17 protein-coding genes are annotated in these 22,064 nt (G+C 45.5%); 9 read left to right on the forward strand and 8 right to left on the reverse strand.

The features are described 5' to 3' along the window. Positions 1-163: 163 nt before the first annotated feature. Entirely contained in the window at positions 164-679 is a 516-nt protein-coding gene (locus N2K84_RS01040; protein ID WP_282589897.1) for an FMN-binding protein, read from the reverse strand. Between the two features lie 230 nt (positions 680-909). Between N2K84_RS01040 and N2K84_RS01045 the strand changes: the two genes are divergently transcribed. The 6 genes from N2K84_RS01045 (at position 910) to N2K84_RS01070 (ending at position 9,461) form a co-directional block, all read left to right on the forward strand. Continuing rightward, positions 910-2,343 (forward strand): alpha-L-fucosidase, encoded by a 1,434-nt coding sequence (locus N2K84_RS01045; protein ID WP_282589898.1) that lies wholly within the window; start codon positions 910-912, stop codon positions 2,341-2,343. A gap of 34 nt (positions 2,344-2,377) precedes the next feature. Further along, a complete protein-coding gene (locus N2K84_RS01050) occupies positions 2,378-3,835 on the forward strand; it encodes an alpha-L-fucosidase (protein WP_282589899.1) in 1,458 nt (485 codons plus the stop codon). A 28-nt stretch (positions 3,836-3,863) separates the two neighbouring features. After that, entirely contained in the window at positions 3,864-4,976 is a 1,113-nt protein-coding gene (locus N2K84_RS01055) for a carbohydrate-binding family 9-like protein (protein ID WP_282589900.1), read from the forward strand. A 6-nt stretch (positions 4,977-4,982) separates the two neighbouring features. Continuing rightward, the gene (locus N2K84_RS01060; protein WP_282589901.1) at positions 4,983-6,062 is read left to right on the forward strand and encodes a family 10 glycosylhydrolase; all 1,080 of its coding nucleotides are present in this window, start codon (positions 4,983-4,985) and stop codon (positions 6,060-6,062) included. 244 nt (positions 6,063-6,306) lie between these two features. Next, entirely contained in the window at positions 6,307-8,541 is a 2,235-nt protein-coding gene (locus tag N2K84_RS01065; RefSeq protein WP_282589902.1) for a GH92 family glycosyl hydrolase, read from the forward strand. Positions 8,542-8,582: 41 nt separating this feature from the next. After that, the gene (locus N2K84_RS01070; RefSeq protein WP_282589903.1) at positions 8,583-9,461 is read left to right on the forward strand and encodes an ROK family protein; all 879 of its coding nucleotides are present in this window, start codon (positions 8,583-8,585) and stop codon (positions 9,459-9,461) included. A gap of 108 nt (positions 9,462-9,569) precedes the next feature. Here the strand turns inward: N2K84_RS01070 and N2K84_RS01075 are convergent, their stop codons facing one another. The 7 genes from N2K84_RS01075 to N2K84_RS01105 form a co-directional block, all read right to left on the reverse strand. Continuing rightward, complete coding sequence (locus N2K84_RS01075; protein ID WP_282589904.1) at positions 9,570-10,865, reverse strand: outer membrane protein assembly factor BamB family protein; 1,296 nt, start codon at positions 10,863-10,865, stop codon at positions 9,570-9,572. 171 nt (positions 10,866-11,036) lie between these two features. Further along, a complete protein-coding gene (locus N2K84_RS01080) occupies positions 11,037-11,453 on the reverse strand; it encodes an RrF2 family transcriptional regulator (protein ID WP_282589905.1) in 417 nt (138 codons plus the stop codon). An 8-nt stretch (positions 11,454-11,461) separates the two neighbouring features. After that, positions 11,462-12,043 (reverse strand): YceI family protein, encoded by a 582-nt coding sequence (locus N2K84_RS01085; RefSeq protein ID WP_282589906.1) that lies wholly within the window; start codon positions 12,041-12,043, stop codon positions 11,462-11,464. Positions 12,044-12,113: 70 nt separating this feature from the next. Continuing rightward, the gene (locus N2K84_RS01090; RefSeq protein ID WP_282589907.1) at positions 12,114-13,280 is read right to left on the reverse strand and encodes a hypothetical protein; all 1,167 of its coding nucleotides are present in this window, start codon (positions 13,278-13,280) and stop codon (positions 12,114-12,116) included. A 31-nt stretch (positions 13,281-13,311) separates the two neighbouring features. Beyond that, positions 13,312-13,872 carry a YceI family protein gene (locus N2K84_RS01095; protein WP_282589908.1) on the reverse strand — a complete coding sequence of 187 codons (561 nt, stop codon included), beginning with the start codon at positions 13,870-13,872 and terminating at the stop codon, positions 13,312-13,314. A 186-nt stretch (positions 13,873-14,058) separates the two neighbouring features. Then, positions 14,059-15,513: an aminoacyl-histidine dipeptidase gene (locus tag N2K84_RS01100; protein ID WP_282589909.1), complete on the reverse strand. Its 1,455-nt coding sequence runs from the start codon at positions 15,511-15,513 to the stop codon at positions 14,059-14,061. A 141-nt stretch (positions 15,514-15,654) separates the two neighbouring features. Then, the gene (locus N2K84_RS01105) at positions 15,655-16,806 is read right to left on the reverse strand and encodes a hypothetical protein (RefSeq protein WP_282589910.1); all 1,152 of its coding nucleotides are present in this window, start codon (positions 16,804-16,806) and stop codon (positions 15,655-15,657) included. Between the two features lie 108 nt (positions 16,807-16,914). Here N2K84_RS01105 and N2K84_RS01110 point away from each other — a divergent pair, with 108 nt between their 5' ends. The 3 genes from N2K84_RS01110 (at position 16,915) to N2K84_RS01120 (ending at position 22,046) form a co-directional block, all read left to right on the forward strand. Further along, positions 16,915-17,499, forward strand: coding sequence for an RNA polymerase sigma-70 factor (locus tag N2K84_RS01110; RefSeq protein ID WP_282589911.1), 585 nt, complete (start codon positions 16,915-16,917; stop codon positions 17,497-17,499). A 74-nt stretch (positions 17,500-17,573) separates the two neighbouring features. Beyond that, on the forward strand, positions 17,574-18,563 hold the full coding sequence (locus N2K84_RS01115; protein ID WP_282589912.1) for a FecR family protein: 990 nt from the start codon (positions 17,574-17,576) through the stop codon (positions 18,561-18,563). A gap of 138 nt (positions 18,564-18,701) precedes the next feature. After that, complete coding sequence (locus tag N2K84_RS01120) at positions 18,702-22,046, forward strand: TonB-dependent receptor (RefSeq protein ID WP_282589913.1); 3,345 nt, start codon at positions 18,702-18,704, stop codon at positions 22,044-22,046. The last annotated feature ends 18 nt before the right edge of the window (positions 22,047-22,064 follow it).

A 22,064-nucleotide genomic window follows, 5' to 3' on the forward strand; every position in this document is an offset into this window, starting at 1 on the left:
GTGCCTCCTGATATTTTCGCTACAAGTTAGTGAATTTGAGTGAATTGGTGATCTGTTAATGCCTTGTTTTTTATGGTCCCGGGCAATCTCAAACTTTTTTAGTAGTCACCAGACACAAGGATGGGTGCCGTTGGACGAAATGGTTGATCGCAGAAGTTCAAATTTACTGAGCATTTAAAATAGCAAATGCCAAGGCCAGCCTGAAGCGGTACATGGAGTAAGTTGCCCCGCTTACAGCATCCACCTTGTCCGGGAGTTGTTTTTTTATCAGCTGTTTTTCGTATTCCGGATAAGCAATGGCGGGCGTGGTACCGCTTTGGCCCATCCGGTTACAATAGTCTGCGTCTTCCTGTTTTCCTTGACCATTTTCGTTTACTTCATTGTAATCGGCCCTGATCATTTCTCCGTTCATCATTTCAAAGGAAATGATGTGTTTGTAGCCGAAATCGTCAAAAGGCGTTTCACCATAATAACTGCCGTCTTTCAATGTCACCAAGGTTTTTGGGAAACCGGTTTCTTGCATGGTTTTATCGTATTCGCTTTTAATAGCGCTGATGGGCGAGCGCTCAATTATCCAATGGAGCATTTCCAGTTTTTGTTGTTTTTCGGAATAATTGGGCTGGGCTTTGAGGCAAACCGGGAAAAGGATACATAAAAGAAGGGTAAACTTGCAGTTCATCGTTCGTTGTTTATTGGTTTTGAATTTCAGACAGCTATCTATACTTTATACCCTTAAACGGGTATCGATCATTTTTTATCAGATGTTTCAGTTTTAGCAAGCACCGTTTCCGACGAAAATTAAATTAGTGTTTGCGCACACATTTCTTGCTGAAAAATCCGGTTTTCACTCCGAATATCTTTATCTTTACAGCAGTTCATTCCGAAAAAAACAATTTAATATCCTTGGAAATGAGAAAGATATTTGTCGCGTTTGCGTTGATTTCCGGTCTTTTTAGTCGGGTTTCGGCGCAGGAGCAAGGGGTGCACCCACAGTCTCAAAACTACGAATGGCCTGCCGATGAGCAGGTGTTGGAAAAGTTGGATCAATGGCAGGATTTGAAGTTTGGCCTGATCATCCATTGGGGGCTGTATGCGGTGCCCGGTATCATCGAGTCGTGGGAGCTTTGTTCCGAAGATTGGCTTAACCGCCCGGACAGTATGACGTATTGCGGGTATAAAGAGTGGTATTGGGGCTTGAAAGATGACTTCAACCCGCTGAATTTCAATCCCGAACAGTGGGCACAGGCCGCAGAGAATGCCGGCATGAAATACCTGGTGTTTACCACGAAGCATCACGACGGTTTTAACCTGTTCGACACGCAGCAAACCGACTATAAAGTTACAAACGGCCCCTTTGCTAACCACCCGAAAGCCAATGTGGCCGAGCACGTATTCAGTGCATTCCGCGACAAAGGCTTTATGATTGGCGCCTACTTTTCGAAACCCGACTGGCACTCGCAGGACTTCTGGTGGGACAAATATGCCACGCCGAACCGCAACGTGAATTACGATATCCGCAAATTTCCGGAGCGTTGGGACAGGTTTAAACAGTTTACATACAGTCAGATTAGTGAATTGATGCACGATTATGGCTCGATCGATATTCTTTGGCTCGACGGTGGGTGGGTGCGCCCACGCGAAACGGTGAACGAGGAGGTGATCTCATGGGGGGCGCCAATACCGGATTGGGACCAAAAAATCGACATGCCCGAAATTGCCGTCATGGCCCGCGAAGCCCAACCTGGTATTTTGATTGTTGACCGCACCGTACACGGGCCATATGAAAATTACCAAACCCCGGAACACCGCATCCCTGCAGAACAGCTGCCATACCCATGGGAAAGTTGCCTGACGTTGGGCAACAATTGGGGCTTTGTTCCGAATGAGCATTATAAAGCACCGGCGAAAATCATTCATAACCTGGTTGAAATTGTGGCAAAAGGGGGCAGCTTACTATTGGGCGTCGGCCCAAAACCTGACGGCACGCTTGATAGCGAAGCTGTTGCTCGTCTGGCAGAAATCGGGAAATGGCTGAAAGCAAACGGTGAGGCCATTTACAACACCCGAATTACCAAAAATTATCATTCGGGAAATGTGTTTTTCACAAAAGGAAAGGCCGGTAATTTATATGCTCTGGCCTTGGTTGACGAAGGGCAGCCTGTACCTGCAACCGTGGAATGGAGCGGGGCGCTTCCGAAAAAGGGATCAAAAATACGGTTGCTGGCTACCGGGCAACACCTGAACTGGAAGGTAAAAGACGGGAAAGTGCAGGTTAATGTGCCGTCATCATTTCGGGAAAAACATGCTGATTATCCCGCACTTGCCTTTTCGTTTGAGCAATAGTTTGTTTAATCAGTAACATATTAACACCTGACACATGAAACGTATCACATTCAAATTGCATGTTTTATTGATGGGGACCGCATTGTTTGTTGCCTGCAAGCCGTCAACGGTTGCTCCACCTTCGGCAGTTGCCCCGGTGCCCGATGAGAGGCAGATGGCCTGGCACCAAATGGAACTGAACGCTTTCATTCATTTCACCATCAATACTTTTACCGATAAGGAATGGGGCTTTGGTGACGAATCGCCCGAATTGTTTCACCCCACGGCCTTCGATGCCGAACAGTGGGTGTTGGTGTTGAAGGAAACCGGTTTCAAAGGGGTGATTCTCACCTGCAAACATCACGATGGTTTTTGTCTGTGGCCGACTCAATTTACCGAGCACAATATTTCTAAAAGTCCGTTTATGAACGGGCAAGGCGATGTGGTGAAAGCTGTCTCGGAGGCCTGCGAAAAATACGGGTTGAAATTCGGCGTTTACCTGTCGCCCTGGGACCGTAACCGGGCCGATTACGGCGAAGCATCGTATGTGGAATATTACCGGAACCAACTGAAGGAGCTGTTCTCGAACTACGGGCCGGTTTTCGAAATGTGGTTCGACGGGGCCAATGGCGGCGACGGCTATTACGGCGGCGCCAACGAAATGCGCCGGATCGACCGGGCCACCTATTACGATTGGCCAACCACTCTCGATATGGTTCGTTCCATGCAGCCCGAAGTACTGTTTTTCAGCGATGCCGGTCCTGACTTGCGCTGGTGCGGAAACGAAGAAGGCCGGATGGGCGAAACCAACTGGAACACGATTTCGGTGGATACGCTGTATGTCGGAAAATCCGGAATTACCGGGCTGCTCAATACCGGTTCGGAAGACGGGGAACAATGGATCCCCGGTGAGGTGGACACATCAATCCGCCCGGGCTGGTTTTACCATCAATCGGAAGACGACCAGGTAAAAACGCCGGAAAAACTGTTCCAGATTTACTTAGAATCGGTAGGGCGTGGCTCTACTTTATTGCTCAATATTCCACCCGACCAGCGGGGTCTGTTCCACGAAAATGATGTGATAGCCCTGCGCGAGTGGCGAAAAATGATTGATGCTGCCTTTGCAACTGATCTGGCTCTTGGAGCAAAAACGACTGCCTCTGAAACCCGAGGAAAATCTGTTCAATACAGTGCTGCGAACGTGGTGGATGGAAACCCGGAGAGCTATTGGGCAACTAACGACGAAACTGTTTCCGCGAGCCTGGAGATTGACTTGGGTAGCGAAAAGCCCATCCGATATGTGCAGTTGCAGGAATACATCCGCCTTGGGCAGCGAGTGAAGGAGTTTACCGTGGAAGCCTGGGACGGAGCTAATTGGAGCGAAATTGCAGCAGGGACAACCATTGGCTATAAACGGATTCTACCCGTTGGTGAAATCGTAACGTCAAAGGTGAGAATCACTATCGGTGATGCCAAAGCCTGTCCGGTAATTTCTGCTGTTAGTCTGTATTAATGAATGTGTTCAATTGCCAGGTTGAAGGATGAAGAAGCTGAAAAAGATTTTTGCCTGTTTATTACTCGTACTGCCGGGTTTGTCTGCTATTTCCCAGGAAAGTTGGGCCGGGTTGGAGCATCTGTTTACGCCGGTGGAGCAATATGTAGTTTATCGAACTGAGGCTCCCTTGCAAATCGATGGCATCGCCGATGAACCTGCCTGGAAACAGTCCAGTTGGTCGGCTGATTTCAGGGATATTGAAGACGATAAAAAGCCTCAACCTTTGTTCCGGACCCGGGTGAAAATGTTGTGGGACGAGGACAATTTATATGTGTATGCCGAATTGGAGGAACCTCATATCTGGGCCTATTATACGGATCACGATCAGATTGTGTATCACGAAAATGATTTCGAGGTCTTTGTCGATCCGGATGGCGACGGGTACAATTACTTCGAGTTTGAAGTAAATGCGCAAAACACCTTGTTCGACCTTTTTTTGCCGATGCCTTACCGCAATGGAGGCATCCCCCTCCTATCGTGGGATGCACACGGGTTTGAAAGCGCGGTCAGTCTTGTTGGTACCCTGAACGATCCTTCGGATGCGGATGAACTGTGGGCGGTGGAGATGAAGGTTCCTTTTTCGGATATGCAAACCGGCATGAACAGGCAGGTGCCGAAAGAGGGCGAAACCTGGAAAATCAACTTCTCGCGGGTGCACTGGCAAACCGGAGTGGTTGACGGAACCTACCGGAAAAAGAAAGACCCGGCAACCGGCCGCGATTTACCCGAATACAATTGGGTTTGGAGTCCTCCGGGGCTCATTAACATGCACTATCCCGAGCGCTGGGGAATGCTTCAGTTTTCTGCCGAAAGGGTAGGAAGCACGCCGGTTGCTTTTTGTATGCCCGCAGGTGGGCAATTCCGAAAATATGTTTGGCTGGTGTATTACCGTCAGCAAAAATACAAAGCGGATCATGGCCGCTTTGCTTCTGGTTTTGAGGAGCTGGATTTGGAAGGACTGGTAAATGAGATTGAAGGTCAGTCATGTAACCTCAGTATGCTGGCAACTGATTTTCAGTTTACCGTGCAATTGATCATGCCGGATGGGCTGGAGCTTTCGGTTAATGAAGCAGGCCTGTTTCGTAAAAAACAAAAATAAGCGGATATGAAAAAGCGGGATTTTATAAAATCGTCATTGCTGGCAGGTATTGGGTTGGCGAGCTTGAAAAACTCGTTGGGGGCCGAATTAAAACATAAACCCCAACCGAATGAATTAAAACATTGGGTGTGGGAAAATCCGAATCAAGAGGAGGATGAAAAATCGCTGACAGAGAAATATAAACGTTTTTATGATGCAGGCATTCGTGGAATGTTTTTCGAAAACGACAGCGAAAAGCACTTTCGCGTGGCTAAAAAAGCCGGACTTGAAGCGCATCGCTGGATGTGGACCATGAACCGGGGCGAAAAGGAATTGCTTGCCGCTCATCCCGATTGGTATGCAGTTAACCGTAACGGGGATTCATGTGCCACAAAACCTCCCTATGTCAATTATTACCGCTGGCTGTGTCCGTCAAAACCGGAAGTGCTGGCCTATCTCGAAGAACAGGTTCGGCAAATTCTGGCAACGAACTATGTGGACGGGATTCATCTGGATTATATCCGTTACTGCGATGTAATTTTGCCGGTAAACCTGTGGGAAAATTATGGTATCGTGCAGCAACAGGAGTTACCAGAATATGATTTTTGCTATTGCCCGACCTGCCGCTCTGCCTACCTCGAAATGCACGGCACAGATCCGCTTGACCTGGAATATCCGGATCAAAGTTTATCGTGGCGGCAATTTCGGTACGACCGCATTTCCGGCGTGGTGAACCGTTTGGCCGTGGTTGCAGGCGAATATAAAAAACCGGTTACTGCGGCGGTTTTTCCAACGCCCGAGGTGGCCCGGCGCATGGTCCGTCAGGACTGGACCAACTGGAACCTCGATGGAGTTTGCCCGATGATTTATCATGGCTTTTATCGCGAACAACCTGCCTGGATAGGAGCGGCTGTGGCCGAGGGTGTCCGTTTCCTATGCGGCCGTTTCCCGTTGTACGCGGGCTTGTTTTTGCCTGATTTTAAATCGGACACAGAACTGACAGAGGGAATTCAGGCGGCTCTGAAAAGCGGGGCAGCTGGTATTTCATTCTTCGGGAAAGTAGATGAGAAAGTGCTTGCAGTGCTGTACCGTACTTCCGGAAAATAAAATTGGTTCTTATCGTACTGAGCAGTGAGTAATTTTTTCTGTTTTGACGTATTAGGATAAACGACAGCACAACAGGTTTGCACTATTTTTTTTGACAGAAAGAATCTGGTGGGAGATTGACCGAAACGCCTGTTTTAATTTTTCTCATAACAACAGAAATTGTGGGTGTGTGCGAACACATCTAGGCGTTAAATCTGTATCTTTGCCTCCGAAAACCAACTTTAAAAAACCGATTGACTTGATTATGAAACAATTAAAAATTAAAATTGGCTTTGCAGTTGTTTTTGCTGCGGTTTCTTTATTTACCGGATGTAATCCGAAAAAGCAGGCAACAGAAGAAGAGCTGCCGAACCTGACGCAATATGTCGATCCGTACATTGGCACCGGCTTTCACGGTCACGTATTTCTGGGAGCCAACGTTCCGTTTGGGGCGGTTCAGCTTGGGCCGACCAACATCACACAGGGCTGGGACTGGTGTTCAGGCTATCATTATTCCGATTCAACCCTGATTGGTTTTGCGCACACACACCTGAGTGGAACTGGTATTGGTGATTTGGGGGATATCCTGTTGATGCCGGTGACTGGAGAATATCAGATTGCCACCGGCTCGCCCGAAAAGCCGGAGGAAGGCTATGTCGCTTTCTACAATCATGACAATGAAGTGGTAAAGCCGGGTTACTATGCGGTCGAAATTCCGCGCTACGGCGTGAAGGCCGAATTAACGGCCACCGAACGTACCGGGTTTCACAACTATCAGTTTTCAGCAGGAACTGATGCCCATGTGTTGATCAATCTGGTTCGTGGAATTGGCTGGGATGCTCCGGTTGAATCGCACATGCGCCTGGAAAACGATACGCTGCTGACCGGTTATCGTTTTTCTAAAGGTTGGGCCGAGGATCAGCGGATTTATTTTGCTGCTGTATTTTCAAAACCAGTGCAGTCAATCGTTTTGTTCGATGATGACAAGAAACAGGATGGTCGGGAACTGGTTGCTCAAAAATTGAAAGCCGACCTGGATTTTGGGGCACTTGCTGATGGGCTGGTACTTGTGAAAGTCGGGATTTCGCCTGTAAGCAGCGAAAATGCATTAGAGAACCTGCAAATTGAAAACCCGGGCTGGGATTTCGACGCGGTTGTTGCCGAAGCCGGTCGGAAGTGGAACACCGAGCTGGCTTGTGTTACGGCCAAAAGCTCCGATCCCGAAGTGTTGACCAAATTTTATACGGCCTTGTACCATACCATGATTGCCCCCTCTGTTTTCCAGGATGTAAATGGCGAATACCGGGGAAGCGACAAAAACATTTACCGCGATACTACCTTTGTTAATTATACTACGTTGTCGCTTTGGGACACCTATCGTGCTGCCCACCCGATGTTTACCCTGCTGAAGCCGGAACGGGTGGACGACTTTGTCAATACGATGGTGAAAATTTTCGAGCAGCAGGGCGAATTGCCCGTTTGGCACCTGATGGGCAACGAAACCTATTGCATGGTCGGCTACAGCGCCGTTCCTGTTGTAGTTGATGCTTACCTGAAGGGATTTAAAGGTTTTGATGCACAACGGGCTTACGAAGCGGTAAAAAACACGGCCATGGGTGATGGCCGTGGGGTTAGCTATATCAAAGAAAAAGGCTACATGCCAGCTGACTCGGATGTGGAAACCGTAGCCAAAGGCTTGGAATATGCCATCAGCGATGCCTGCATTGCTCTCATGGCGAAAGATATGGGATTGGAAGAAGATTTCCGCTACTTTGAAAACAGAGGCCAGAATTACCGCCATTATTACAGCCCGGAGGTTGGATTTATGCGTGGCCGGGTGTCGGATACCGAATGGCGCACTCCCTTTGATCCGTTTAAAGCACAGCACCGCAACGACGATTTCTGCGAGGGAAACTCGTGGCAATACACCTGGCTGGTTCCCCAGGATGTTGACGGTTTGGTGGAATTGATGGGAGGACGTGAAAAGTTCCTGTCCAGGCTGGATGAATTTTTTGTAGCCGAAGGCGACATGGGCGAACATGCTTCCAACGACATTACCGGACTGATTGGACAATATGCCCACGGGAACGAGCCCAGCCATCATATTGCTTATTTATACAGTTTGCAGGGCGAGCCCAATAAAACTGCCGACTTGGTGCGTAAAATTATGGATGAGTTTTACACTACCCGTCCCGATGGGTTGATTGGCAACGAAGATGTTGGCCAGATGTCGGCCTGGTATGTGCTTTCGGCCATGGGCTTTTATCAGGTGCACCCGGCAAGTGGCGAGTTTGTGTTTGGCAGTCCGGCGCTGGACGAAGCCACCATTCAGCTTCCCGGGGGAAAAACATTTACCGTAAAAGCGTTAAATAACAGCGCTTATAATAAATATATCAAATCGAAAACGCTCAATGGTCAAGCCTATACGAAGAGTTTCATCACGTATCAGGATTTGATGAAAGGCGGGGAGTTGGTATTCGAAATGACGAGCGAAAGATAGTAGTTTAGTTACAGAGATAAGGTTTAATAAATTAAAGGCTGATGTTAGAAGAGAATAGAATTATTGGGATTGATATTGGCGGTACCAAAATCAGCATGGGAATACTGGTTGACGGGGTTATCGTGAACAGTATCAAGTTGAAAACCCCTGCAGAGGGGACACAGGAAGAAGTAGTGCAACAAATCATTCACGGAATTGAGAGCCTTCCGGGCTATGAAAAGGCTGTGGGGATTGGCATTGGCGCACCCGGATTGATTGATGAGGAGAACGGCGTTATTTTTTCGGTGAACAATATCCCGTCGTGGAAAGAAGTTCACCTGAAAGAGTACCTGACCGATCATTTTAAGATGCCGGTGTACATCACCAACGATGCCAACTGTTTTGCCATTGGCGTGAAAACTTACGGCGAAGGACAGCAGTATCGTAATTTGGTTGGTCTGAGCCTAGGTACAGGAGTTGGGGCCGGCATTATTATCGACGGCTATTTATACTCCGGACAGGTTGCCTGTGCCGGTGAGTTTGGCGGATTGCCGTATCGTGATTTCGATTTTGAAACCTATTGCAGCGGAAAGTTTTTCAAGCAGTTTCACAACATCAAAGGCGATAAGGCTTATGCCGCCGCATTGGAAGGTGATGCCCAAAGCCTGGCTATGTTTGAAGAATTGGGCCATCACATTGGCAACCTGATCAAAACCATGCTTTTTGTGTTGGCGCCACAGGCCGTATTTATTGGTGGGTCGGTGGGCAAATCGTTCCACTTGTGGGAAAAAGCCATGTGGAAAACGGTAAATACTTTCCCCTACAAAAAGGCTCTGGAGGGATTTGTAATCGACCAAAGCAGAATGTCGAAGATGTCGGTTATCGGTGCGGCCGCCTTGTTTCACAACCGCTACGAAAAAGACAGAAAAAGTGAAAATTAAGTGTGCAGGGTAATGCAGCATTAATTTGCAAGTATAACTTTTACGTTGTCTTGAAGGCCATTCATCGTGTTGTTCACGGGAGTGGCCTTTTTTGATGATTAACTCAGCCTAGTTTTTAGGAACGTTAATACGGTACAGGAATTTGTCGCTACGGGAAAGTATTGAGTTGCGCAGAATGGCAGGCGTGGCTTTAAACGTCCCTTCCAGTTTGTTTTCGGCCACTTTCTCGAATGTTGCACCAGCTTTCAGGATGGTTGTTTCACCGTTTGTGTTGGTAACGTACAAATTTCCCGAAGCGTAAATTGGCGATATATTAAAGTGGCCTTTCAGCTTTTCTTTCCAGTAAATATTTCCGTTCATAGGGTTCAGGCAAGTCAGGTTGCCGCGTTCTTCAATCATAAACAACAGGCTGTCCACAATAACCGGCGTTGAGGTTTGCGGAACGTTTTGCTCGGTTTGCCATACAATGTGCGTGTCGGTTACATCGCCTTTCCCGGTTGGGTCAACAGCAAAAAGGCGGGCGAAATAGGGTCTGCTTTGGGATAGCACCCAGCCCGAATTGACCAGCACCAGCCCGTTATAATAAACCGGCATACTGACCGGCGAATCTTCACCATAATAAATCCGCCAGTTTTCTTCGCCGGTTTTCGGATTGTAAGAGATGGCATACAAAGCCCGGTTGGTTATCAGTTGATCCTGTCCGTCAACCTGCACGATGATAGGGGTTTGGTAGGATTTCCGGTAAACCGGGGCTACTTGTTCATAAGCTTCAGGCGCCGGGCAACCTGCTTGCCACACTGTTTCGCCGGTGTGTTTGTTGAGGGCATAGATGTTTTGGTCATCAGTTCCTTCCAAATGGACAATCAGCAAATCCTTGTACAAAAACAGCGAGGAAGCAGGTCCTTGCAGGTGTTCACATTTCAGGTCGGCACGTGTCCATACTGTTTCAAAATTTTTGGTGTTGATGCAAGCCGTTCCAAATGTTCCGAAATGAACATACACAAAACCTTTTTCGATGCAAGGTGTTGGGGTGGCGTAACTGTTGGTTGAATGAATGCGTTGGGCCGAGTCGGTGTGAAAAAGTTCGATTTCTTTTTGCAGTTCACCGCTTTCAAAATCGATGCAGACGGCTGAAAACCAGTTGCCGTCTTTATCGGCACTGGTTAGCCAGATTTGGTTGCCATAAACTACCGGCGACGACCAACCCAGTCCGCGGATGGCCGTTTTCCATCCGACATTTTCCGTTTCGCTCCAGTGTATTGGTGCTTCTGTGCTGGTTGAAATACCATTAAGTTGACTTCCGCGCAGGTGGGTCCAGTTTTCAGTTTGGGATGAACAGGAATAAAGCAAAAAAAGGACAGCAGTAAAAATAAGTAAACGGGTAGGTTTGATCGCTTTTTTCACGGTTAGTAGTTTTTTGTTAATGCGATCAATATACTAAGATTCTGAAGAATGTACTATTCGTGGACTTAGTAAATTTGGTTGATAAAGAATACCGACATGGTAAATGTCTGGAGTCGGATTTGGAATTTTACAGGTTCAGGAGATAATTTCCCGGAAGAATGCGGGCAAAAGTTAATCTGCAAGTGACGGGTTTTTTAATAAATCCTGTAACGTGGTATTGCTAAAATAATCAATAACGAGTTTGTTTAAATTCATCCAAAACCCGACTGTTCTGCAAAACTCTTTCATTTGGCAATTGTACGAGTCGGAACAACAGTCGATAACGCAAATGCCGGGTTCAAAAGCTTTGTGGATATCAAGCATCGTAATTTCGGAAGGCTTCCGGGCAAGGATGTAGCCGCTTTTCTTTCCGCGAACGTTGATGATCAGCCCTTCCGATTTCAAGGCATGGATAATCTGGTCGAGATATTTCACCGAAATTTGTTGTTTTTCGGCAATATCTTTCTGAAATACTCCGCGCTGGCTGATGTCTGATGCAATTTCCAGCATCGCGCGCATGCCATATCTGGTTTTGGTGCTGAACCTCAATTTTTGGCTTATTTTTTCTCGGTTGAAAATAAGATTTTAAAACTAATAAATACTTCGTCCCGTACCTTAACGATTCCTAAAAATTTTTTCGGCGGCTCAATTCCAAAATCGGTCAGTAAAACATTCATCTTTCCGTTTAAATACCATTGATCTGCGGCTGTTTTCTCAATTTCGGAAGTGCAGGTGTATGTGTTTGTGATGCCATTCATCGTTACCCGGATGTTGTGTCTCAGGTTTGACCGGTTCAACAATTCGCCGGTGATTTGGTGTGATATGGAGATGTTGATTGTGGGGTAATGACTGGCATTGATCAATTCCAGAAAATCATCCAGCATAACCTTGGACTCGGCTTCGATTTCGTTGGCGGGGATGGAAATTTTCAGGTTCTCGTTCAAAAAACGGTTTGTTTCCGGGAGGGATGTAAAATGGTTTTCGCGATAGGACAGCTGAAACTGGTTTACGTTTGTTGTTCCACGAATAATTACCTGATCGAAAAGATAGCTTCCCGGCCGGAATTCTCCGGTGGGAGTTACACCCTGGACGCCAAACGTTCCAAGTAGCAAAACGATGATCAGATATTTCAACTTCATATGCAACTATATTTTAACGAATCAAAAGGTTACCCGGCATGAACCGGATAACCTTCTCTCCTCAAATTACTTAAAATGAGATAGCTGCTTCCAGAACAAGACCGTTGAATTTTCCTCCGGCAATTGCTCCGTGAGCCGGGCCGTCATATTTTTGGTCCACATAGTCAAGTTTAATCAATACATTGTCGATCATGTACCAGCCACCGCCAATATTGGTGCGGGTAACTTCAGAACCGTCATTGTTGTCAACTTTGTTCAGCCGTGTTCCGGCATAGAAACTGCCAAAACGATAGATCGCCTGAAGCGCAGTTTGGGTAAAATGCTGGTCGTTACCACTTCTTACGCCTTTCATGTTCTCGTAAATGCCAAATACTTCCAGTCCTTTGAATTGGACAAAGAGGTTGGCCATGTAGCTGTTCATCTCTGTTTGGTTGGCGCCCGGGCTCCAGCGTCCCGAACGGAAGTTGTCAGATTCGGCAGTAGCCAGTTGCATCACATTGTAGTACCGGGCCCCTGAGCGGTCGCCATCCCATAAGGTTGATCCGCTGTGGCCTTCGCCAACATGATAGCCGGAAACACTTGCGCGAACCCTCAGATCTTCGTTGATATTCGTGTCATACCCTAATTTCCAGTGGAAAACCAGATCCTCACCAATATCGTTGCCCCTTCCGTAGTTCATGCGTCCGTTATTGGTCCCAACCAGCGCCAGAATGCCATTGTTCCGGTACATCACTTCGAGTCCCGGGTTGTTTGTGAAAGCATCCATGATCCAGTTTCCAACAAACGGGTTGCTGAATACGGCGGCATTGTTGCTGCGGAAAAAGTGTGCATCGCCATAGTTCGGCATCATCACCCCGGCTTTGATCGTCAGGTATTGCATGATGTTGTCAGCAGCCGGAAGAAAAGGTAATTTGTCGATAGTCAGGTATCCGCCTTCCACCCAGGCTTCGTTGTGGTGACGCGACGACATGTAGTTGTTCATGTACAATTGGATTCCCGGGGCCAAATCGGCGGTCAGGCTTAAATTGGCAGTGGGTAAATTGAAATTGTGTTTCAGGTCGATTAATTCAGTCGGTGCTTCATGGTCCAGCATTTGAAGTTGCAGCGCGAAATCGGCCCCAACTTTAACTTTTACGTCCTTAAACTCATCGGCCTTAATCTTGGCAGCCTCAAATTGTTGCCCAAAAGATGTTATAGAAAGCAATAGAATTGCCAGAATTGCTGTAATTTTTCTCATTGTCATTTAAAATTTGGTTAAAACTTCTCTGTTATTTATGATAGATTAAATCATAGGCGATTTTTACATCATCTCCGGTTTTAATGGTCCCCATCAGCGCCACCGGAGGCTTCACCCCGTAATCAGACATTTTGACGTCAAGTTCTCCTTTTACCTGTATGGTACCGTTTGACTGGTTTGCCAACTGAAAATCTTCATTTACATTACCTGTTTTTCCGGCGATGGTGAGTTCCAGCTGCACTTTCCCCTGGTCAGGTTCAACCCGGAGTATCTTTACTTTTATCAATGGATGGTCTTTTTCTTTTAAAGCTTCGTAGGCCTTTTTATTCATCAGGTTTTGGTCGCTTTTAATAGAATTGACATGGATCGACAGGTTTCCCCCGGTGAGCTTGTCCAAATTAAGTTCTTCCCCTAAGGTTATACTTCCGCCGACTTCTTCCACTTTCATCTCCCAATCGTGGATGGTAGAGGTTCCTTTCACGAGCATGGTGCTACTTTTTGAGTCCAGTTTGTACTGGATTTGTGCCATTGCCGTGTAGTTGACGACAATAAAAAGTATAGCTAAGGCACTAATTTTGAAGTTTCTAATCATGACTCTACAAATATACTATTAATCCTACTTGAATGGTGGGATAAACATAGGACAAAAATTGATTTCTCCAAGTAACAAATGTTACATGCAGCCTAATTTAAAATCAAACCAGAAACATTAATGCTGTATAAGCGGTAGGATAATAAGGTGTTGGGAAAAATAAAATGAAATAGTGGTCGATAAAAATCAGCAAATATTTTTTAGTACAGCTGTTAGATGGGACCAGAATTTGGATACGGTTTCAATTTCAATGCGTTCGTCAGGCGAATGGGCATTACGGATGGTAGGGCCGAATGAAACCATGTCGAGTTCGGGGTATTTTTCGAGGAAGAGCCCGCATTCGAGCCCGGCGTGAATTGAACGAACTTTGGGCGATTTGCCAAAGAGTCGTTTGTACGAATCGACCGCGATTTTCAGGATCTGGCTGTTGGGGTTGGGAGTCCAGCCCGGGTAGCCGTCGGAGTTTTTGACTTCGGCGCCAGCCAGTTCAAAAACCGAGCGGACCATTTCGGAGGCAAAATACTTGCGGCTTTCGATCTCGCTGCGCTGGCTGGTTGTAACCAGCACCGTATTGTTGTTGATGAATTTTACCGAGGCCATGTTGGTAGACGTTTCCACCATGTCTTTCATGCGGGTGCTCATTTCCAGCACACCATGCGGACAGGCATACAACATGCTCAGTAATTTCTCCTGGCTGGCTTGGGTGAGCACTTTTTCGGGTAGGATGGTTGAACTGTGATCGACCACCAGGTTGGGCTCAGTGCGTTCGTATTCAAATTCTACATCGGCCGAATACATGTTGAGCTCGGCCACCAGTTGTTCTTTCTGCACATGCGGAACGATGACCACAGCCGATGCTTCGCGGGCAATGGCGTTGCGCAGGTTGCCCCCGTTAAAGTCGGCCAGCCTGACGCCGAATTTGCGGATGGCGGTCCACAGGAATCGGGCCAGTATTTTGTTGGCATTTCCGCGGCCTTTGTTGATGTCGTCGCCCGAATGCCCGCCCCACAACCCGCGAACCATAATCTTCAGGGCGAATGAGTTTCCGGGTGTTTTTTCTTTTTCAACTTCCAACTCGCCCAGGGTATCGATGCCTCCGGCGCAACCGATGAAAAGTTCTCCTTCGTCCTCAGAGTCGAGGTTGATCAGTATTTTCCCGGATATAAAGTTGGATTTAAGGGCAAAAGCGCCACTAAGTCCGGTTTCTTCATCTACCGTAAACAAACATTCGATGGGGCCGTGCTCCAGGTCGGTTGCTACCAGAACGGCCATTTGAGCGGCAATACCGATTCCGTTGTCCGAACCCAGCGTGGTACCATCGGCTTTTACCCAGGCACCGTCTATGATGGGAACAATGGAGTCAGTATCGAAATCGAAGCTCTTGTCGCTGTTTTTTTCGCAAACCATGTCCAGATGCGACTGCAATACAACGGTTGGTGTGTTTTCGCGACCAGGTGTGGCCGGTTTGCAAATTAGAAGGTTCCCCGCTTCGTCGGTTTTGGCTTTCAGATCGTTTTTTGCCGCATAATCGAGCAAAAACTGCCTGATTTTGCCTTCCTTTTTTGAGGGGCGCGGCACCTGGCAAATATCTTCAAAAAAATTCCAAATCGGTTGCGGTTGCAGTTTGTCCAGTTTTCTCATCCGGTGCATAATTTTTTATGGTTGAAATACAACTCTCCGTTGGTTGTTGCTCAATCTTCAAAGTTAGCTTAAAATTGTCGGGAAACTGCATTTCACGGTCCCTTTTACTTTTACATTTTGTCTTATACTTTTTACCTTCTTCTAATTGTACCGACGGAAGAAATTGGTCATGGTTTCGTTCAGCCTGCTGTAAATGGGGCGGGTAAATTCCAGGAAGAGGTCCTGAGGCCCCGGTGGCAGAATGGCTTTATTGTTGATGATCTTCCGCTCTTCCGGTGTAAGCACTTCTTCATCGCCCACAAAAATGCCATATCGGTTACGCCACATAAATTCACCGGGTATTTTATTGTCGAGCAATAGTTTTCGGGCCTGAAAATCTTCAATTTTCACATCCAGCAAACCTCCGGAAGCCACTTCGTCGGTGATAATACGGATTTTACCGGTCCGGCGCACTTTCTGGATTTCGTAGCGGGTTGAGTCGCGCGACACTTTCACCGGTACCTTTTCTTCAATAATACGGTCGAGGGTTTGCGTTTCTTCGTAGTGAGCAGGTTTTCCAACGTAAAAGTCATAAAATGCCAGACGCATCAACATATCGGGGTATTTTAACCCGGCTTGTTCTGCCTCGTCGGGAGTGTAAAAGTTGACAAAGCTTTCAGCCGGAAAACGGTTGTTCATGGCTTCCATCACCTGGTTGTAAAAGAAATCAGCTGTCAGTTCGTAGCTCATTGAAGGGGCGGGAAGCGGCTCAACAATCACTTTTACGGTAGCCAGTTCTTTAGACTCGTTCATTTTTGCCAAAACGTCCTGGAAATTTGGTACTAAGCGATCGGCCTCCCGGAAGTTCAGGAAAGCTTGTTTGGCATCTTCGCGGTTTTGTCGTTGCAGTAATTGCAGGCCTTCCTGATAATGTTCATCGGCTGCCTTGTTTTTTACCTCGTTCAGTTCTGATGTATAAACTTTGGGCGACGGTACCAGCCTGCGTGCTGCGGGCACCCGTCTGACCTGGTCCGACAATAAATTTACCTGTTCCATTACCCGCAAGGTTTTGCTCCACTTCAAACGTTCGTTTCCGCTCAAAATCTGATCAATTTCTTCCTGATAATAGTCGATCGCCATCGGGTAGCCTTCGCGCACCACCTGTTGTGCTTTTCGGTTATCAGGATCGTTGCTTAACCGGCTGACGGCTTTGCCAATGGCTTCGTGGTAGTTGCCTTTATCCAGCGCATTTTTACCCGACGAGCAGGCGCCGATAAAAATTGTCAAAAAAACAAGGTAGAATAATTTCTTCATATGCAGGTTTTCAATGATGTGAATGCAAATTTAATTTCTTAGCCGGATTTTGCCTCATTTGTTGATTTGAAAAAATTTTAACTTTGGCGAAACCTAAAACTGACTAGTTTGAAAAAAGCCTCTGAAATAGACGACCAGGAGCTCGCCAGGTCGGTCCGTTTAGGATCGAAAGAAGGATTTCGTTTGCTTTATGAAAAATACGGAGTGAAGATTCATGCTTTTTCGTATAGCTATTTGAAATCGGAACACGATGCCGAAGAGCTAGTACAAGATGTATTTTTGAAGATATGGGACAAACGGGAAACCCTGGACGAAACAGCAAATATCCGCTCATTCATTTACAAAATAGCTGTCAATTCAATTTACGATTTTATCCGCCGAAAAAATGTAGAGAGGGCTTTCTCTGATTATAGCGCCAGCACAAAATCATTTTCAGATGAAACCTGGCAGGAGGTGGTTTTCCAGGATATGGTTTCCCAAATTGAAGGGTTGGTGCTGCAAATGCCCGAGCAACGAAGACAAATATTTAAGCTGAGTAAGGAGCAAGGTTTATCGAATGACGAAATTGCCGCCAAATTAAGCCTGTCAAAGAGAACCGTAGAAAACCAGCTTTACCGTGCGACCGCTTTTTTGAAACAAAATCTCGTATTAGATTCCACCTTGGCAACATTGGTTTTCTATCTTTTTTGCTGAAAACGTAAAATTTTCTCTTATCCGTGAGTATTTGAAATGACCAGTTCGTATTAGTCGTAAAAATAATAGCAGGGATGGGCGAAAATATTGAAAATGCTCTCAAGAAATTAGAAAAGGAAACGACCTCGGAAAGAGAAAGATTAAGAATTCTTTCCGTCTTTAATGATCCGGACAAGGAATTCATCGTCAAAAAATCGCTTTATGGTAGTCTGAGTGAATTTGTTGAAGGTGAGTTGAATGACGGTCGGATGGGAGACTTCAATAAGATTTGGAGGAAGATTGAATTACGCCAGCAAGTAAAATCGGTTGGATTTAAAAAACAGTATATCTATTGGGCAGCAGCCATCCTGGTAATTGGCATGCTGCTTGGCAATCTGATTGATATTAAAAACCCCAAAATACAGGATTTAAATTGGTACACAGCGAAAGCACCGAGAGGATCGGTAGCCGAAACGATTTTGCCTGATGGTACTATTATATACCTGAATGCCGGGTCTGAGATAAAATACCCGTCGATTGGTAATTCTACTATCCGGGAGGTTTATCTGACGGGTGAAGCTTGGTTTGATGTTACGAAATCAACCGACCGACCGTTTATTGTGCATACCGATTTTTATGATGTTAAAGTTACCGGAACAGAATTTAATGTCAAGTCTTATCCCGACGATCATGAAATAATCACAACCCTCGAAGAAGGATCGGTACAAATTGAATCGACCCGGAACTTCAAAATTGAAAAAAGTATAAAGCTGGAACCGGGCGAGCAGCTGGTGTATCATAAGCAAAATAAATCATTACACCTCAACCGGGTAAAACCGGAGATTTATTCGTCGTGGAAAGACAACAGTCTGATATTTATCAATATGAATTTAGGGGAGCTGATTACCCTGCTGGAGCGCAAATACGGGGTTGACATTGTGGTTGCTGATGAAAGTATCCTGAATTACCATTACGACGGAACGATTAAGAATGAAACAATCATAGAAGTGTTAACTATTTTACAGAAAACTCTTCCGATCGATTATGTGATTGAAGATCAGGTAGTGCGTATTCTGAAAAAATAAACATAAAAAATCGCCTATGTAAAAAAACGAAACAATGGAAACAAAAAGCCGGATGATGCTGTCACATCTATCCGGCCAGAAGTTAATAACCTGGTGCTGTCACACCAATTAATTATTAATCAACAACAATCCAAATTTATGAAAAAAAATGAATTAACCTTCCCCGATGGGCGTAGGCTAAAACAAAAGCTGTTTTTAAAAATGAAGCTAACCTTATTGATTTTTTTTGTGTGCCTGATGCAGGTTTCTGCGTCGGTATATTCGCAAACAACTAAACTAACTCTTGATATTCAGGGGAAAAGGATTTCGGAAGTGCTCCGTGAGATCGAAGAAACATCGAAATACCGGTTTTTTTACCAGCGGGAACAAGTGGATGTTGAGCGCAAAGTGAATGTGCAGGCAACAGAAAAGAGTGTTGATGAAATTTTGACAACCTTGTTCCAGGATCGCGGCATTTCTTTCAAGATTATGGAAGACAACCTGATTCTCCTGACTGCTGAAAAAGTTGAATTGCAGCAGGAAAAAGTGATTAAGGGGAAAGTGACTGATATAAATAACCAGCCCTTGCCGGGCGTTACTGTTATCGTTAGGGGAACAAACAGCGGTACAGTAACGGATATTGATGGAAATTTTTCGATTCCTAATGTACCTGCAGATGGTTATTTGTTATTTTCATTTGTAGGAATGAGGACACAGGAATTATCTGTTTCCGGAAAGTCTGATATTAATGTTGTATTGCACGAAGAAACAATTGGCATTGACGAAGTTGTGGCAATAGGCTATGGTACCCAGAAAAAATCAGATGCAACTGGGTCCATTTCTATAGCAACAGCGGATGATATATTGAGAGCTGCTCCTTTTAATGCACTTGCCGGTTTGAAAGGTAAGGTTTCCGGCGTGAATATATTTACCAACTCTGGCCAACCAGGTGGCCCGACTCGTGTTATGATCCGTGGAATTGGAACCATAAATTCATCGTCTAATCCCTTGTATGTAGTTGATGGCGTGGTGATGGAAGATTTTCAGTTTTTAAATCCGAATGACATTGAGCGCATAGACGTTTTGAAGGATGCATCTGCAACGGCTATTTATGGTGCCCGTGGTGCAAATGGTGTGATAATGGTTACCACCAAGCGTGGTTTGGAAAAGGAAGGGATTTCTGTAAGTTACAATGGATATGTAAGCATTAGCCACAAAGCCAGTAAGATGGACTTGATGAGTGCCGATGAATTCATGGAGGCCATGGAAGTCAGTTTTGAGAATGATCAAAAGTGGTATGGTGGTACTAGAACATTTAATGTAAGTGATCCAAATCTTTTTGATTCAAGCGGAAATCCATTGTATGATACAGATTGGCAGGATGAAGCAACTCGCACTGCCATGTCTCACAGCCATCAGTTGAGTGTGCAGCAGGGAGGAAAAAATTCATCAGTTGGAGCTTTTCTAAACTATACTGACTTGCAAGGCGTGATGTTAAATACTTTTATGAAACGTGTAAATACCAAATTGACTTATGATGCCAAACCTTTGAAATGGTTATCAACGGGTGTTAATCTTTTAGTGAATCATTCCTGGCAAAATGATACCGATGAAGGTGGGGGCAGTCAGGTTGCACGTCGTACTATGATCGAAATGCCAGCTATATTTCCAGTAAAATGGACTGATGGGAGTTGGGTAAATTCTCAGTCAACCGATGACTTCAGTTTTGAAGCAATGGCTAACCCTGTCCACTTGCTGGAAACACAGGAACGTATGCGTTACCGGACACAAATCTTTGGGAATACTTCACTTACATTCCATCTGCTTCCGGGCTTGGATTTGAGAACGCAATTTGGCGTAGACGCCCACCTCCGTAAGTGGAGAGAATATTCACCAAACGATTTGATCAATATTTCTGCACCGAATGGTTATGCGTTTATGAGTGATACACAGCAGTTTTACTGGCAGGAAGAAACTTACCTTACTTTCAACAAAGTTATCGACAAACACCGGATTAACGCTGTAGCAGGTCTTTCATGGCAGGAGCGGACTTACAATTATATGAGTGTTTCGGCCTCAGGGTTTAAGGATAATTTTTTTACTTACAATAATCTAGGAGCGGCTACTAACCCCGGGGCACCGTCTTCTACCTATAACCGCTGGGCGATGAATTCTTATTTTGTTAGGGGAGCATATACTTATAATGACAAGTATATGGCAACAGTAACAGCTCGGATGGATGGTTCTTCCAAGTTTGGTAAAAACAATAAATATGCATTTTTTCCATCTCTTGGTTTGGGCTGGTTAATCTCGAATGAAGACTTTATGTCTAATGTCTCTGCGATCGATCAGCTTAAGTTACATGCCAGTTATGGTGTAACCGGGAACAGCGAAATTGCTGCATACAGGTCATTGGCAACTGTAGCTTCAGGTACCTATTTGATTGATGGAGCGAGACAATCCATTTCCTATGCTGCCCGTTTAGCCAATCCAGATTTGAAATGGGAGAAAACGAATCAGTTCGATGTTGGGTTCAATCTGAACATGTTTGGTAACCGGTTAAATTTTGATGCCTCCTATTACTATAAATTGACCACAGATTTATTGTTGGATAGCCCGGTGCCTCATAGTACAGGTTTTAGTTCAGTGATTGATAATATTGGTGAAGTAGCCAATTATGGTGTTGATTTCATGATGAATACGGTGAACGTAAAAACAAAAGATTTCATGTGGAGTACCACCCTGAATTTGAATTTTAACAAAAATGAAATCAAGAAACTGGGGGAAAATGACGAAGACATTTTGCCTGGTCCAAACTGGGTTTCCGGTAGCCAAACGATACTTAGGGTAGGCGAATCTCTAAGTTCATTCTGGGGTTATGAGCGTTTAGGTGTGTGGACTGTGGAAGAAAGAGCAGAAGCAGAGGCTGCCGGTGCAAAAGTTGGTCAGGCAAAACGTTCAGCTGAAAAGAAAATTTTAGGCAAAGGTATTCCTGATCTAACAGGTAGCTTCATTAATACCTTTAATTATAAAAATTTGGATTTTACAGTTGACTTGCAGTTTGTGACCGGAGTTGAAATTTTGCAACAGTTTTATCATTCAGCTGAAGACCGTTTTGGTTATACAAGTGGCTTAGCCTCTATATTGCATGAAGGATACAACGGGAGTAATCCCAATACAATGGTCCAAGCAGTGAGAAATGCTAACCTTTCCGGACAAAGTTCAGAAGTGGATTCACATTGGGTTTCAGATGGTTCATATCTGCGTGGTAACGTGATTCAGCTTGGATATACTGTTGATACAAAATCTATGCGCAGGATGAAGCTTGCCGCTCTTCGGATTTATGCAAGTGTGAATAATGCCTTTGTCATACATTCAAAAGATTTTCAGGGATATGATCCTGAAGGTACTTCCCAGGGTGACAATCAGTGGGGGCAGAATATGTTCTTTTACCAGTATCCAAAACCAAGAACCTACACTCTCGGAGTGAATGTTACATTTTAATAACCTTTGAATCTAATG

Source organism: Gaoshiqia sediminis, assembly GCF_025907915.1.
Classification (GTDB): domain Bacteria; phylum Bacteroidota; class Bacteroidia; order Bacteroidales; family Prolixibacteraceae; genus Gaoshiqia; species Gaoshiqia sediminis.